This window comes from Vibrio sp. Y51_MX_L26, from assembly GCF_024181935.1.
GTDB lineage: Bacteria > Pseudomonadota > Gammaproteobacteria > Enterobacterales > Vibrionaceae > Vibrio > Vibrio diabolicus.
Genome location: NZ_JAMZAS010000002.1, coordinates 50,241 through 64,921, shown reverse-complemented (window position 1 = coordinate 64,921; position 14,681 = coordinate 50,241). Strand labels below are relative to the sequence as shown.

The 14,681-nt window shown below is 44.0% G+C and carries 12 protein-coding genes and 2 tRNA genes; 6 read left to right on the top strand and 8 right to left on the bottom strand.

Features of this window, described 5'->3' with window-relative positions; translation table 11 throughout:
• Nucleotides 1–43 precede the first annotated feature (43 nt).
• Nucleotides 44–787 carry a hypothetical protein gene (locus NL645_RS06480; protein ID WP_046874702.1) on the bottom strand — a complete coding sequence of 248 codons (744 nt, stop codon included), beginning with the start codon at nucleotides 785–787 and terminating at the stop codon, nucleotides 44–46.
• A 257-nt stretch (nucleotides 788–1,044) separates the two neighbouring features.
• On the opposite strand from NL645_RS06480, the gene NL645_RS06475 reads away from it, so the two are divergent.
• On the top strand, nucleotides 1,045–1,347 hold the full coding sequence (locus tag NL645_RS06475) for a DNA base-flipping protein (RefSeq protein ID WP_005390592.1): 303 nt from the start codon (nucleotides 1,045–1,047) through the stop codon (nucleotides 1,345–1,347).
• A 30-nt stretch (nucleotides 1,348–1,377) separates the two neighbouring features.
• Here the strand turns inward: NL645_RS06475 and NL645_RS06470 are convergent, their stop codons facing one another.
• The gene (locus tag NL645_RS06470; RefSeq protein ID WP_012842007.1) at nucleotides 1,378–1,812 is read right to left on the bottom strand and encodes a YbaY family lipoprotein; all 435 of its coding nucleotides are present in this window, start codon (nucleotides 1,810–1,812) and stop codon (nucleotides 1,378–1,380) included.
• 240 nt (nucleotides 1,813–2,052) lie between these two features.
• Between NL645_RS06470 and tesB the strand changes: the two genes are divergently transcribed.
• On the top strand, nucleotides 2,053–2,913 hold the full coding sequence (gene tesB, locus NL645_RS06465) for an acyl-CoA thioesterase II (protein ID WP_005390581.1): 861 nt from the start codon (nucleotides 2,053–2,055) through the stop codon (nucleotides 2,911–2,913).
• A gap of 64 nt (nucleotides 2,914–2,977) precedes the next feature.
• Here tesB and NL645_RS06460 read toward each other — a convergent pair whose 3' ends face one another.
• Together NL645_RS06460 and NL645_RS06455 are read right to left on the bottom strand one after the other, a co-directional pair.
• Nucleotides 2,978–6,049, bottom strand: coding sequence for a cadherin repeat domain-containing protein (locus tag NL645_RS06460; protein WP_253651445.1), 3,072 nt, complete (start codon nucleotides 6,047–6,049; stop codon nucleotides 2,978–2,980).
• Nucleotides 6,050–6,510: 461 nt separating this feature from the next.
• Nucleotides 6,511–6,975 (bottom strand): Lrp/AsnC family transcriptional regulator, encoded by a 465-nt coding sequence (locus NL645_RS06455; RefSeq protein ID WP_005390577.1) that lies wholly within the window; start codon nucleotides 6,973–6,975, stop codon nucleotides 6,511–6,513.
• Nucleotides 6,976–7,113: 138 nt separating this feature from the next.
• On the opposite strand from NL645_RS06455, the gene NL645_RS06450 reads away from it, so the two are divergent.
• Nucleotides 7,114–8,208 (top strand): PLP-dependent cysteine synthase family protein, encoded by a 1,095-nt coding sequence (locus NL645_RS06450; RefSeq protein ID WP_253651444.1) that lies wholly within the window; start codon nucleotides 7,114–7,116, stop codon nucleotides 8,206–8,208.
• Between the two features lie 64 nt (nucleotides 8,209–8,272).
• On the opposite strand, the gene NL645_RS06445 is transcribed toward NL645_RS06450, so the two are convergent.
• Nucleotides 8,273–8,590 (bottom strand): DUF1244 domain-containing protein, encoded by a 318-nt coding sequence (locus NL645_RS06445; RefSeq protein ID WP_005390574.1) that lies wholly within the window; start codon nucleotides 8,588–8,590, stop codon nucleotides 8,273–8,275.
• Nucleotides 8,591–8,798: 208 nt separating this feature from the next.
• Here NL645_RS06445 and NL645_RS06440 point away from each other — a divergent pair, with 208 nt between their 5' ends.
• Nucleotides 8,799–9,374 (top strand): porin family protein, encoded by a 576-nt coding sequence (locus tag NL645_RS06440; RefSeq protein WP_012842010.1) that lies wholly within the window; start codon nucleotides 8,799–8,801, stop codon nucleotides 9,372–9,374.
• 90 nt (nucleotides 9,375–9,464) lie between these two features.
• On the opposite strand, the gene NL645_RS06435 is transcribed toward NL645_RS06440, so the two are convergent.
• From NL645_RS06435 to NL645_RS06425, 3 genes are all read right to left on the bottom strand, one after another.
• Nucleotides 9,465–9,662, bottom strand: a complete 198-nt coding sequence (locus tag NL645_RS06435; protein WP_005390570.1) for a type II secretion system protein — start codon at nucleotides 9,660–9,662, stop codon at nucleotides 9,465–9,467.
• 222 nt (nucleotides 9,663–9,884) lie between these two features.
• The gene (vmeF, locus tag NL645_RS06430) at nucleotides 9,885–12,998 is read right to left on the bottom strand and encodes a multidrug efflux RND transporter permease subunit VmeF (protein ID WP_139059750.1); all 3,114 of its coding nucleotides are present in this window, start codon (nucleotides 12,996–12,998) and stop codon (nucleotides 9,885–9,887) included.
• Nucleotides 12,998–14,107 (bottom strand): efflux RND transporter periplasmic adaptor subunit, encoded by a 1,110-nt coding sequence (locus NL645_RS06425; protein ID WP_253651443.1) that lies wholly within the window; start codon nucleotides 14,105–14,107, stop codon nucleotides 12,998–13,000. Before NL645_RS06425 ends, vmeF begins: the two co-directional genes overlap by 1 nt.
• Before the next feature lie 284 nt (nucleotides 14,108–14,391).
• Between NL645_RS06425 and NL645_RS06420 the strand changes: the two genes are divergently transcribed.
• Nucleotides 14,392–14,476 (top strand) — tRNA-Tyr (locus tag NL645_RS06420).
• A gap of 84 nt (nucleotides 14,477–14,560) precedes the next feature.
• Nucleotides 14,561–14,645 (top strand) — tRNA-Tyr (locus tag NL645_RS06415).
• Nucleotides 14,646–14,681: the final 36 nt, after the last annotated feature.

Genomic DNA, 14,681 nt, shown 5'->3' with positions numbered 1-14,681 from the left:
TCGATAGTCTGCCGCACGTGTCACTTTTTACCTGACGAAATACTCATAATTCTGCCTGTTCATCGCTGCTACGTAAGATATAGTCCGTCATCCAAGCCGTTCCTAACAAACAGATCCAAACAACAAAAACAGGGTTTGGTACATCTGTAGTCGGACTTACCACTAAGGCAGCAAAGCCAACGGTCGGTAATGTCCAGCACAATAGTTTACTCCAACGAATGGAGTGTTTAAGCTTCGCGAGGGTTTCCATTGAAGCCAGCATTCCTGTCACGCTCAATGCCACAAGAACGGCATATGGCAAGCCAGCAATCCATAATGGGAACAACAACAGCATCGGCCACCAGCTGTGCTTATTGGATGGGGTCCAATGTACAGCAGACCACCACATCGCCATGACAGCGACAGTTTGAACCACTGTAACCCAAGCGGATCCATCCAGCTTCCCACCTTGTTGCGTGACCATAATACCGACTTGTAGAGTAAGTACGATTAGGCCTGCGGTGAGCAGGACGCCCAACGAACTTCTACGAGAGAACACTACCATTAAAAGTGGGAAAAGGATCAAAATACCAATCGATAGCGCGATTGGCTGCATTGAGAGCGTAGCGCCAAAAGCCATCATTGCGCCCAGCAACACCAAGCCTGCAAACCCGCCTTGTGGCAAGATCCACAACGCCGGGATCATGAGTGCAAGAACGGGAATATCTCCCTCGCTCAAACTCATCGCTCGAACGCACACCACTGCGAGTAAAGTCGTAATGAAAAATTGAAGTGTCGATAAAATCATAGCGCCTCCTGGCTTCCCCACCTACTTGGTAACTCAACGGCAAAAACTGGGATTAAAAGTCGTTGAGAGGGTCTAGATTCAAGCTTAGCTTGTGTTTGTTTTATGCTTTTTAACGCTCATTAACATACGGCACGACTGAAGAGAAAATGTGATCAACAAAAGTCAATCGCGGGTAATATAAACGTTAAGAACAGTTAGCAATATACAAGTCCGATGGTTTACCATTCCTTAGTAATCCACAATAGACACTTTTGAGTATGGACCAATTTTTAGCGCAAATCTTTGCTGTAATTCACCAAATTCCAAAAGGAAAAGTCTCCACCTACGGGGAAATCGCAAAAATGGCAGGTTACCCGGGCTACGCAAGACATGTTGGTAAGGCGCTTGGTAATTTGCCAGAGGACAGCAAACTCCCGTGGTTTAGAGTGATAAATAGTCAAGGAAAAATATCCTTAAAAGGCAGTAATTTAGAACGACAAACAAAGAAATTAGAAGCCGAAGGAATTGAAGTATCTGAGATTGGAAAAATTTCGCTAAGAAAATACAAATGGCAGCCTTAGGCTGCCATTTTTTGTTCGCTGAGTTTGATATTAACGCGTACCAACTAGACGAATATCCAACTGGTGAGTTTGTGCTTCATCTGTGATTACACCGTTATGTGTATCGCTGATAAAACGCAATTTACCATCCACTTCAATACGCGCACGAACGCTGTAACGATGGTTTGGTTTGATTTCATTGTTATCGTAGTTCAGCTCAAAAGAAAGAGGAACTTGTTTACCTTCCGTTTCGAATGTCTGTTTTGCTAGTACTTTTGCTGGCGCGTCAGCCAAAGACACATCTTCTAACGCGACGGTAACCACTGCGTTTGGCGGCAGAGCAATACGCTCTCGGTAAGCCACTGTACCTGTAATCGTCTTCATTGACGCCTCTGCAGATTCCATTTCTGTATTTTGAGAAGTTTGGCAACCCACTAACGCAGCCCCAAAGAGTAAAGAAGTAACAAGCAGTAGTGTTTTTTTCATATCTTCCTCGAAAAGAGTATTAAACCGGAGCAATTATAGGTGTGGAATATAAAACTGTCTGCTTCCTGTCAGTTTATTTGACAATAGTTTGACTGAGTTAGAATTTATCAAACAATTGATTTTGTTTCATAATCGGAACAATACTATTTCTAAGTTACTCAATAGTTCTTAACTATGGCACTTCACAAGAGTGAGACTGTTGAGGTAAGTTGGAGTGAAAGACAACGGTGAGGAGACACAATGAGTAAACCATTACGAGAATTGCTCAGCCTACTACAACTCGAAAAATTAGAAGAAGGCTTGTTTCGTGGCCAAAGTGAAAACCTAGGTTTGCCTCAAGTGTATGGTGGCCAAGTGATTGGGCAAGCGCTTTCTGCTGCGCGCTACACCGTTGAAGAAACACGCGCGGTGCACTCCTTCCATAGTTATTTTTTGTACCCTGGTGATCCAGAAAAGCCCATTATTTATGATGTAGAAAACCTAAGGGATGGCCGCAGCTTCAGCACCAGACGCGTTAAGGCGATTCAAAATGGACGCCCTATTTTCTACTTAACGGCGTCTTACCATGGCGATCAACCTGGGTTTGATCATCAAAAGGAGATGCCAGACATTCCTGGCCCAGAAAACTTCGCCTCTGAGAGTGAGCTTGCTAGCCATATAGCCGAATTCCTGCCAGAGCGACTACGCAAAACATTTTGTGGTGAAAAGCCAATTGAAACCCGTCCTGTTACGGTCATCAACCCCCTAAAGCCCAAAAAAGCAGAGCCTAAACAGTATCTTTGGATTCGTGCCAATGGTGAAATGCCAGAGAACCTGCTTATACATCAGTACCTGTTGGCCTACGCATCAGATTGGGGATTCCTCGTGACAGCAATGCACCCACATGAAGTGTCATTAATGACGCCAAACTTCCAAGTTGCCACCATTGACCATTCAATCTGGTTCCACCGTCCGTTCAAAATGGATGAATGGTTGTTGTACGCGATAGAAAGCCCAACGGCGAGTAATACTCGCGGGTTAGTGCGTGGCGAAATCTATAACCAGCAAGGTCATTTAGTGGCAACCGCAGTGCAAGAAGGTGTAATGCGCTATACCAAGTAACCGCTAAACCCTAAACGACAAAAGGAGTGCTCAGCACTCCTTTTTTGTGGGTATCAAACGATAATTAATTTGGTTGATACTTCATGTTAACAACCGACCATTCATACAATGTTCTCGGCTGTCCAAATTCGTTTCCGTTATGAATCATACCAGGTTCCAAATAAAAGCCACCAGGCTTACTCTCTAAAAACGATCCTTTATCACTTGGCAAAAATTCGCGTTGGCCGCGGCGATAAATAATCACTGGCGCTACTAACTCATACTCTACGTTTTCCATCCTCGAGTCATCAATTATTAAGAACCGAGTCATACGAATCGTGCTGCCGCTGGTGCAGTACCCTGGGTCATCATAGTCAATTGCTTCAAAAGGCTTGAGATCATCTTCGAACAGTTCTGATGTACATCCATCAAATCGAGCCAAATGTACCCATGCAGCTTTTATTAGAGTTTGGTCATCATTACCCACCGGCTTAAATATAAGATTCGCAACCTTACCTTTGCCGTATAATCTCAGTTCTTCGTCCGTTGGCTCACGCACCGAACGAACGTTCATCAAACCAAACTCAGTTTCTTCTAAGTTGGAAAATTCAAGCTTATTCAGAGTACTAATCAACACCGTTTGTTCAGTCTCAAGCAATTTATATTGATCCGCCACACCTTCATCTGCAAAGCTTAGATATACCTCGACTTTCTGACTTTCCAACGCTTCGTAATCTCGAGATTCCCCTTCCGAAACGTCAAGAGAAATCCAACGTCTTTTTACCGGTGGGAGGTCAAGTAATGTCAGCTCTTCCTTATCAACATCTAATGAAGCGACACCGTTAGTTGTTGAGCCGGATATTTGATAGCTGCGTTTTCCTAATGGTGTACCAAAGTCTAGCTTAACCTTTTTAAATGGTTCAAATTCCACCTTCATTGTAGAAGTACTTAAACCAGGGTGCTTCGCTTTATTAATGGTGCCGTTAACCAATACGGTTTTAGTTGTATAGTTACGTGCAGTTAGCGTCACTTCTAATTGGTACTCGCCTGCGTGCAAAATCTTCAAACGCCCCGTTTCAGAAGAGACTAACTCAACCACAGGATCTTTTTGGTTAATAAGACGATAGCTGGCTTTCGCCTCTCCTCCACTCATCACTGGTGAGATAATAGTACCCGCTGAAAAGTCTACCGTTGGATAAGCAATCGATACAGGGTTTGTGCCCTGTTTGATCGTGACAGAGAAACTGCTTTCACCCGGAGTAAATTTATCGTCCCCTGCATCCGATACAACAACTCTTGTGCTGCCAGCATTGAGGATGCGCATCTCGCCCGTTTTGCTGTCTAGGGAAACCACATCCGTTGCTGCATTTTCTGCAAATCGATACGAAACTTCGCCAACCGTACCAGAGATGGTCGGTTTTTGAACATAAGGCTGGCTGGTTTTCCAAGTCTCTTCCACTTCGGATTGCACATCAATCCGACTCGGCGCACTCAGAATATTAACGTACACTTTCTGATCTGGACCCGCAGTATAATTCGCGCTCTCCTGTCTGCGAACTGTTAACGTCGCTTTACCCGCTTTGTAAACATAGGCACGTCCATCCGCAGTAACCTCTATAACATCTGTAGCAGTGTTATCAACGAGTTCTACATGATCGTTACTTGTACTTAAACCAAAGTCACGACGAAGATCAAAGCTATAGTCTTTGCTATACACCATTTCATAATCTTGTGTCACCATGGCTTGTCCCGCAGCTTTCGCTACTTTGATGACTACATTAAACTGAATTGGTTGATATAAATCCCCACCATCATCTTCAAACTTAAGACTATATTCACCAGCCGTCTCTACTTCTAATTTGCCATCGGTCATTCTTAAACCGTCCGGTAAACTACCGACTAGGCTTACGTTGCCTTTTTGTCCTGAAAATGCCAAAGGAATTGAGAGGCTAGGCTGATAAATAAGCGACATTTCAATGTCGTTCATCACTGGATGAGGCGCGCGATTAACTTCAACATTGAAGCGAGCTTTGCTTGCAGGATAATTACGCATTTCATGCTCGTAGATTTCAACTTCAGCCGTACCTACACCTTTGATCAGCAGTGCTTCACTGCTCATAGATTTAGCGATAACATCTGTGCCGCTAATAATTCGCAGTGAATAGTCGCCGCGAGCGTTCGTCACCTTAGGGAAAATTCGGCCACCTTCCTCATAAGTTTTCACAACATCCGCTACGCTGATTGCTTCGCGTTGACCTTGTTTTACATCCACAACAAATTGCGCCGTTTGCTGCTTATCTAAAAAGGCATCGCTGTAAGTTGCTGTCGCTTCAACGGTTAACTGCCCAACATTATGAACAAGGAGCACACCTGACTCAGGGTTGAGTAACTCGGCAACTTTGTTGTCTGGTTCGCTGCGAATGATTTTGTATGTGATGCTTTGCGTTTGAGCTTTATCTAAACGTGCAGGTTCTAACGTTAGCCCTTTTCTATATTCGTCTTCCAGCAAGGCGAATTGAAGTTGCCCGGATGCTACTCCATGAAGCTTCACCGTCGCGCGAACTTGCTTCGGCAGATAAAGCTCGTTACCTGAGTCAGTAATCAGTACCGACGCCTGACCAATTGAGCCTAATGAATATACCGAACCGTTCTGATCAACCCGAATCAAGTTATGACCACTTTCTACTTCATAACTCAATTCACCTTTTTGGCCACGAACGGTCAGCGCTTTCCCTTCAGATTCGATTGCATTGAAGTTTAGATCACTAACCGAAAGGTCTGTGTTAATACCTCGTTCCACAGTGATAGAAAATCGTGCTTCAGAGGATTCATAAGCAGAACTGCTATCCGTAGCCAGAATTGTTGCCGTTCCTGGACGCAAAATTTGTAGCATTCCAGAGTCATTAATTTTCACAACATTTAGCGGATTAGAGTCAATGACTTGATAAGACACCGAGCCATGTACATTGCTCAATTTTGCCTCTGTAACGGTTCCCACGCCCTCAAACTTCAATAACGTGTCTTCAGCTTTTAACTGTGGACGACTCTGCTTTGTTATCGTAGTTGGTGTCTTTGTATTGTTCGTTTTAGAGTCACCTCCACCACCACAACCAGCGAGTAAAGCCGCAAGAAAAAGCAAATAATATTTTCTGTTCATTTTTAGAAACACTTTGTCACAAATAAGTGCTAGCGATAATAATACGATGTTTTATTAATCACTATATCCATTTTTGAGTACTTTGTTACTTAAGTATTTGCTACTGTATTACGCATAAAAATAAATGTTCAGAAGTGGTGACTAAAATACACAAAACAACACAAAACAAACGTTTAAATTAAACCAATTAATTAATTTAGTAAGAATGAATATTCAACAAAAATAAAACACGAAAAATAAAGAGAAAAAATTGCGTTATTTTTTCATGCATTTTGCTGTATTAGCGCTTGGTGGAGGATAAAAAACAAACAGTTAATGCGGAAATAGAAGAGAGAATAAATATCGTTTATATTTATTCCAACCCAGTAAAAAGTAACTTAGTTAGAATAACCCTGCTACCTGTTAACATTTAAAATGCTAACAGATAGAGTAACCATTAAATAAAATTCGTATAAAGCTATTTAGTTGAGAAGTGGTAACTCAGTCGTATATTTAATGGATTCCATAGCAAATGTTGAAGTCACATTAGACAGTCCCTTTACACTATTAACTAAGCGCTTATAAAACTCGTCAAAACACTTCATATCTTTGACTAGCACTTTCATCATGTAGTCATACTCGCCGGCCATACGATAAAACTCCATCACCTCAGGGAAATCACTCACTGTTGTGACAAAGTGGTGATACCAATCTTCAGAGTGATCGATGGTTTTTAGCTGAACAAAAGCGATAAAAGACAGGTCGAGTTTTTCTGCACTCAGTAACGCCACGCGCTTTTCGATGTAGCCTTCTTCTTCCAACCTTTTCAAACGCTTCCAACATGGCGTTGTTGTCAGATTAACCTGCTCTGCTAACTCATTTAATGACAAGGTGCTGTCGGTTTGTAACAACGCAAGCAGCTGCTTATCGACTCGATCCAAACTCATACTATAAAACCCACAAAATGTAGAAAACTTTTCTATCAAAATAGTCATTACCAGCAACTATAGCAAAGTTTTTCTCTCATATTATAGGTAAATTATTCCCATCTAATGCTTATCTATCGATTTCCAAGGAGAGACGCCATGTGTACTGACCACAACTGGATCAACAATGCAGTGCGTAAAATTGAAGCAGACTTTCAACGTTCTGCTGATACTCATTTATTTAAACTCGAACTGCCTTCTCTTGATGGTATCGATATCTACCTAAAAGATGAGAGCACGCACCCAACAGGCTCTCTGAAACACCGATTGGCACGCTCGTTGTTTCTTTATGCGATTTGTAACGGATGGATTGGTCCTGAAACCACAGTGATTGAAGCGTCCTCAGGCAGCACTGCCGTTTCAGAAGCGTATTTTGCTCGCTTGCTTGGCTTACCGTTCATTGCTGTTATGCCGAAAACCACCGCACGTAAAAAGATTGAACAAATTGAGTTTTACGGTGGTAAAGCGCATCTTGTAGAGCGCTCAGATCAGATTTATGACGAGTCTCGACGTTTGGCTCAAGAGTTAAATGGCCACTACATGGATCAGTTTACTTATGCTGAACGTGCGACTGACTGGCGCGGCAACAACAACATTGCGAACTCTATCTTTAGCCAAATGGAACTAGAAGATCACCCAATTCCTAATTGGGTAGTAATGAGCCCAGGCACTGGTGGCACGTCTGCAACCATTGGCCGTTTTATTCGTTACCAAAAATACGACACCAAACTTTGTGTCGTAGACCCTGAAAACTCGGTGTTTTACGACGCTTTCCAGTCAGGTAATCACTCATTAAAAGGTGAGACCGGCAGCAAAATTGAAGGCATTGGTCGACCACGTGTCGAGCCAAGCTTTATTGCAGGTGTCATTGATGAAATGCGCAAAATTCCAGACGCAGCCAGTGTGGCAACCGCCCATTGGGTATCTCAGCTGATTGGGCGTAAAGTCGGCGCATCGACAGGCACGAACCTTTACGGTGTGCTGCAATTGGCTTGTGAGATGAAACAACGCGGTGAGAAGGGTTCTATCGTGACGCTTCTATGTGATTCTGGAGAGCGTTACCTAGATACGTATTATGACTTAACATGGGTAAAAGAGAACATCGGCGATATTCAACCTTACCTCGCGCAACTTGAAGTCATTCAAGCGAAAGGCTGTGTCGAACCTGCATGTTGCGGTCCAATTACCGCTTAATATGTAAATTCGAATGTAAAAAAACAGCCCGCTGATGTGCGGGCTGTTTTTTTGGAAATGAGTATTACTTTTTCTGACGCGCTTCAAACGCCGCCAATTGTTCTGGCGTTGCCGCTGGCTGATGATTTTGTTTCCATTCATCGTAAGTCATGCCGTAAACACGTTCGCGAGCGTCATCAATATCTAAATCCACACCGAGATTTTCCGCTTCAGCTTTGTACCATTTGCTAAAGCAGTTGCGACAGAAGCCCGCAAGGATCATGAGGTCGATGTTCTGCACGTCTTTATTCGCGTCTAAATGCGCCAATAAACGACGAAATGTCGCCGCGTCTAACTTATCTTGTTCTTCTTGAGTCAGATTTTTATATTTGAATTCAGCCACTTTCCTTCTCTCTTATTTGATTGACGTTAGTCACCATACCGAATAGTAAGTTCTCCAGCCTAGGAAGTCTGCTTTAGCGCAACAATTCCCAGTCTAAATGACTACCTTTGCGTAAAAGCTGATATGATAAACGCCATCTATCTTATTGATTAAATTAATATTAACACAACTCATTACAACGGTCTTTTACAAAGGTTATCGTCAAGTTATGAAAAACGCCATTCTATTATTGTCTGCCTTGACCATCAGTGTGCCGACTTTTGCTGCTCAAGAACAAACTCATCAATCTTATTTTTATCTGGGTACTGGTAACGTCGGTTTTGATACGCCCTATTTTGGCTCAGACAGAGACAATGAGTGGTCCACACCACATATCACTGTTGGTTGGGGCTATCATGTCAATCAATACCTTGCGTTTGAAGGTGTGCTTCGCTATTCCCAAAACGAACTTAAGAACGACAAACTGAAAACAGATTTGGATTTGCACTATTACCAAGCGGGTATGTCAGCTGTATTGACCAGTGATAACCTTGGCGATACGCCACTTTCTTTGTTCGGCCGCGTGACCGCGTTAGGGACTCAGGCAGAAATGTACGTTCCAAACCAACAAAAAGTCACAGATGATTCAGGAGCACTATTCAATATCGGTGCTGGTGTCCATTGGGATATGAGCAAAGACATCTGGTTGCGCGCAGAGTACATCTATAATGTCGCAGATATGGGCTTTGAAGATTTTTACGACAGCTACGAAGGTGTGCAAGTTAGCTTAGGGAAACGCTTCTAACATTAGGTAGCACCAAGTTACCAGAATTGAAATACAAACAAGCCGAGGTTTTTACCTCGGCTTGTTTTACAATCTACGGTGTGTCATCAGTTACTGAGCGGAGAACTTTTCTGTTGTCTCTTGATTCACATGGCTACTTGGTTGCCCGGCATCGAGAGAGTGTAAAATGCCATCTTGACGATCCTTTAGTGCATTCGTTAACGTCGGAAGTGCAGTGGTCGCTAACAACGCCATAACACCCGCAACTAAAACCATTTCTACCATGTAACTACCACGTACTTTTTTCAAGAGAACACCTCAAATAATAATAGGTATATGCTGCTTTCCCGGCATGACACCTAACAAGACCCGACATTCAGTCAATACGATGAGCGAGTCCTGTGCCCCTCGAAGAAGTGGCGAAATAATAAACAAAAATAATCATTAGATCTATAAGTAATCACTCTCAATATAAAAAAACACCGAACAACTTTTGTTCGGTGTTTTCAATCAAAGCTTTACGTACAGCGGCTAAGGATGAGCAATACGGCCTTTTGTATCGTGGCTGAGTGCTTTGTTCAATTCTGCTTCTACATGACCTGGCGCCTGTGTTTTCGCCGAAATCAATCGGTACATAGCCGGGATGACAAACAAGGTCACCAATGTCGCAAATCCCATCCCGAAAAAGATCACGGTACCCACAGCAATACGACTCTCATAACCTGCCCCTGTCGAAACGATCAGTGGGATGGCACCAGCAAGCGTGGTAAATGCTGTCATCAAGATCGGGCGTAGACGTCGCGCAGCTGCATCAATAACCGCTTTTTCGAATTCAACACCACGGTCTCGCAACTGGTTGGCAAATTCGACAATCAAAATGCCGTTTTTCGTCACCATGCCGATCAACATGATCATGCCAATCTGGCTGTAAATGTTCATGCCTTGCCCCATCACAACCAAGCCAAGGAAGCCACCAAATACGCCCATCGGCACCGTAAACATCACCACTAACGGGTTCACGAAGCTTTCAAACTGAGCCGCCAACACGAGATACGCCACAAGCAATGCCAACGCAAACACGACAGCAACACTCGCTTGGTTCTCTTTAAAGTCTTTTGACTCGCCAGAATAACTCACCGAGATGTCACCTGGTAAGTTGTCTATCGCTTGTTGATCAAGGTAATTCAGCGCGTCTCCTAATGTGTAGCCTTCTGACAGATTAGCCGTAATAGTGATGGATTTCTGTTTGTTGTAGTGAGATAGACGAATAGAAGCTGCCACTTCTTCAATTTTAGTGACCGCGTCTAACGTCACTAACTGCCCACTATTGGTTCGCAGATAAATCTGGCTTAAATCCGCAGCATTATTAAAGCTGTTTTCATCACCACGAAGATACACATCATACTCTTCGCCACGCTCAACATAAGTCGTCTCACTTTTACCACCAAGCATGATTTCTAGCGTATCAGAAATGTCTTTGACACTGACCCCTAGTTCTGCGGCGCGCTGTCTGTCGACCGTAACCAATAGCTCTGGCGTTTTCTCTGAGTAATCGATCTCTGCGCCTTCCATCATTGGCGATTCTTCTGCTTTGTTTTTCAACATTTCAGCCCAGACGAGAAGTTCATCGTAATCAGAGCCACCTAATACAAACTGAACAGGCTCACTCGAACCACCTTGGAAACCAGGCATGAATGGGAACACTCGAACATCAGGTATGCCAGCCAGTGCGCCACGCACTTTGTTAAGCGCTTCCTGAGCTGTTACATCTCGCTCATTCCAGTCTTCTAGAATCATGATAACAAAGCCGGTTTGGTCGCCTGCCTGTCCACCAAATGCAGGCGTTTGGATACTAAACGACTTCAGATACCCTTGCCCGAGTAATGGCATCAATCGGTCTTCAACAATGTCCATATTGGCTGACATACGATTGTATGACGTGGCATCAGCCCCGCGTACAAACGCAAACATCACGCCACGATCTTCTTGAGGGGTCAACTGGGCTGGCACTTGGTTCATCAAGAAGTAACTGCCGCCCAAACACGCCAGAATCACCAGCGGTGCAGCCCAACGCATTTTCAAAGCGCCTTTCAATAATGAGCGGTAACCACTCTCCAGTTTACTAAATAGGCGATCGACCACTTGATTAAATCGATTTGGTTTTACATTCGCCTTCAAAATCTGACTACCCAATACAGGAGTTAATGTTAGAGCGATCAAAGACGAGAAAATCACAGACATCGCCAACAAGACAGAAAACTCAGTAAATAGCAGACCTACCATGCCATCCATAAAGGAAATCGGCAGGAATACCATCACCAGCACTAGCGTTGTCGCGATAACGGCAAAGCCTACTTCCCGCGTGCCTTTATAGGCCGCAAGCAAAGGCGATTCACCACGTTCGATATGGTGGAAGATGTTTTCAACAACCACAATCGCGTCATCCACTACCAATCCGATAGACAGGATCAACGCCATCAAGGTGATTAAATTGATAGAAAAGCCAAAGTAATAAGCGGCAATGAATGAGGAAATCAGCGATACCGGAACCGTAACAGCTGGGATCAAGGTTGCACGAGCTTGACCAATGAAGATGTACAACACCAAAATAACCAAACCGCCCGTAATAAATAGCGTGCTATATACCTCTTCTATCGAACGCTCGATAAACACCGTCGCATCGTAGTCGATAGCAAGCCGCGTTCCTTCCGGCAAGAACTTCTGGATGTTATCAACTTCAGCTCGAACTAATTTTGCTACTTCTAACGGGTTCGCATCAGACTGAGGAACAACCCCCAAACTAACATTGACAACGCCATCGCTTTTAAAGGTCGAGTTTTCGTTTTCTGCACCGATAAAAACATCAGCGACATCTTTCAAATAGATAGGCGTGTTGTCGCTTGCTCTTTTAATCACGAGGTACTGAAAATCTTCCGGCGTGTTATAGCTACGCGCTGTCCGTACCGACATGACTGTCGAATCATTACGAACTTCACCACCCGGACTTTCTAAGTTTTCACTTCGCAGTGCCGATGTAATGTCCGAAGCCGTGACTGAGCGCCCCGCCATCAGCTCTGGCTTAAGCTTCACGTACATCACCTTGTACAAACCACCAGAGAGATCAATGGAGCTCACCCCAGAGATCAAGCTAAAGCGATCCATCAATACACGTTCGGCATAATCCGTCAATTGAGTGCGGTCCATCTCTGCAGAGCTGAGGTTAATATAGAGGGAGGCCTGACCTGAACCGTTATTCTTGTAGACAATTGGATCGTCCGCTTCATCAGGTAGCGCACGTTGAGCGCGAGCCACCGCGTCGCGAACATCACTAACACCCGTATTGAGATCGTAACCTAGCTCAAAAGTGATCGTAATACGCGAACTGCTGTTTCGCGTCGTCGAACTGATCTCATCGATTCCGCTGATGCCTGAAAGCTGATCTTCTAATACAGACGTAATTTGACTCTCGATGATCGTCGCGGAAGCGCCCTCGTAACGCGTACTAATGGAAACGACCGGACTTTCAATGTCCGGCATTTCTCGCACCGCTAGTTTCGTAAAGGATACAAAGCCAAATACACACAGCAGCATACTCAATACCAACGCTGCGACTGGGCGTTTTACAGAAACGTCAGAAAGTAACATTAGTTTGCTTCCTTAGCCGCTTCGTCTTGCGTACTTTGAACACCTTGATTACCAGTTGCGTTAGCTGTTTCTGACTTTCCTGGTGCGACAATTTCCTTAACTTCAACACCATCTCGCATATTAACGATGCCCTGTACAACAATTTTGTCGCCAACTTCAACGCCTGATTCAATAACGACTTCGTTATCGACACGAGCACCGAGAATGACTTCTTGTCGAGTCGCTTTATTGTTGCCATCGATGACGTATACGTAACGCTTGGTGCCAGAGTATTCTAGTGCTTGAACCGGGATAATTGGCGCTTCAATCGCAGGGAAGGCCAATGATGCATTCATTAACATGCCCGGCTTTAAGCGGTTTTCAGGGTTCTCAAACTCAATACGTACACGCAGGTTCAGCGTTTCTGAGCTAATCCGCGTATCAATGCCTGTGACTTGACCAGTAAACGTCTGTTCACCCCATGCACTGGTTTTGGCAATGACTTCCATACCAATAGAAAGCATCGATAAATAGCGCTCCGGTACTTGTAAATCCAGCTCCATGACGGAAAGGTCATCCAAGGTCAACAGCTCTGTACCCGCGCTAACCATTTTACCGCGACTAAAGTCAATGAAACCAACAGTGCCAGAGAATGGAGCCGTAATATGAAGATCGGCCAAATTTGCTTGAGCGGCGTCCAGCCTTGCTTGTGCGATTTCAACGCTTGCTTTTTGTGCGTCGATCTCAGTTTGGGTGATAGCATTTCGCTTAACCAAACGTTGAAACTCTTTTAGCTTACGTTGTTCATCTTTAAGGTACGCCTTTGCCTCAATCAAAGCGGCTTGAGCCTTATCATCATCCAACTTGATTAACAGCTGACCTTGTTGGACATTTTGATTCGCTTTAACAGCGATTTGATTCACTTTGCCGGCGACTTCCGATGCAACAACCACAGACTCCGCCGCTTCTAGTTTACCGATAAGCGATAAGGATTGATTGATCTCGTGCGTTTCTACTTGTTCAGTTACGACGGTAACTGCTGAGCCTCGCATAGCTGCGAAAGCTGATGGAGAACTCATTAATATAGAAAGCGTTAAAACAGATAACGATAACGTGGCTTTCATGCTCATGATATTGACTTCTAAACGAATAAACTTATGTCATTAAACTGCTTACATTTTATCAGTAGATACGTGGTTTAACGTCAAGTAGTGTAAATTCAAGTAAAAAGAGCGTTTCTCTTCTGTTCAAAGGACACACAAAACGCTGACTTTCTACCATCTTTGCCCAAAAAGACAGCATTCAACGTAAAAACGCAAGAAAAACGCTTTACAGCCTGAGCGAGTTTGCTATGATTCGCTCCGCACTTGGGAGATGAGTTGGGAAAACATCTTGCTAAGTATAAAAATCCTCTGGAGGGGTTCCCGAGTGGCCAAAGGGAGCAGACTGTAAATCTGCCGGCACTGCCTTCGATGGTTCGAATCCGTCCCCCTCCACCATATTCTTTCTTGTGTTTTTCCTTTAAACATGAGAATAACTTGGAAGCTAGGTTGGGAAACTATCTTTTAAGTATAAAACACCCTGGAGGGGTTCCCGAGTGGCCAAAGGGAGCAGACTGTAAATCTGCCGGCACTGCCTTCGATGGTTCGAATCCGTCCCCCTCCACCATATTCTTTCTTGTGTTTTTCCTTTAAACATAAGAAC

Coding starts and splice junctions, on each gene's coding strand:
- NL645_RS06480 (WP_046874702.1), bottom strand. CDS start 787: ATGATTTTATCGACACTTCAATTTTTCATTACGACTTTACTCGCAGTG.
- NL645_RS06475 (WP_005390592.1), top strand. CDS start 1,045: ATGGACCAATTTTTAGCGCAAATCTTTGCTGTAATTCACCAAATTCCA.
- NL645_RS06470 (WP_012842007.1), bottom strand. CDS start 1,812: ATGAAAAAAACACTACTGCTTGTTACTTCTTTACTCTTTGGGGCTGCG.
- tesB (WP_005390581.1), top strand. CDS start 2,053: ATGAGTAAACCATTACGAGAATTGCTCAGCCTACTACAACTCGAAAAA.
- NL645_RS06460 (WP_253651445.1), bottom strand. CDS start 6,049: ATGAACAGAAAATATTATTTGCTTTTTCTTGCGGCTTTACTCGCTGGT.
- NL645_RS06455 (WP_005390577.1), bottom strand. CDS start 6,975: ATGAGTTTGGATCGAGTCGATAAGCAGCTGCTTGCGTTGTTACAAACC.
- NL645_RS06450 (WP_253651444.1), top strand. CDS start 7,114: ATGTGTACTGACCACAACTGGATCAACAATGCAGTGCGTAAAATTGAA.
- NL645_RS06440 (WP_012842010.1), top strand. CDS start 8,799: ATGAAAAACGCCATTCTATTATTGTCTGCCTTGACCATCAGTGTGCCG.
- vmeF (WP_139059750.1), bottom strand. CDS start 12,998: ATGTTACTTTCTGACGTTTCTGTAAAACGCCCAGTCGCAGCGTTGGTA.
- NL645_RS06425 (WP_253651443.1), bottom strand. CDS start 14,107: ATGAGCATGAAAGCCACGTTATCGTTATCTGTTTTAACGCTTTCTATA.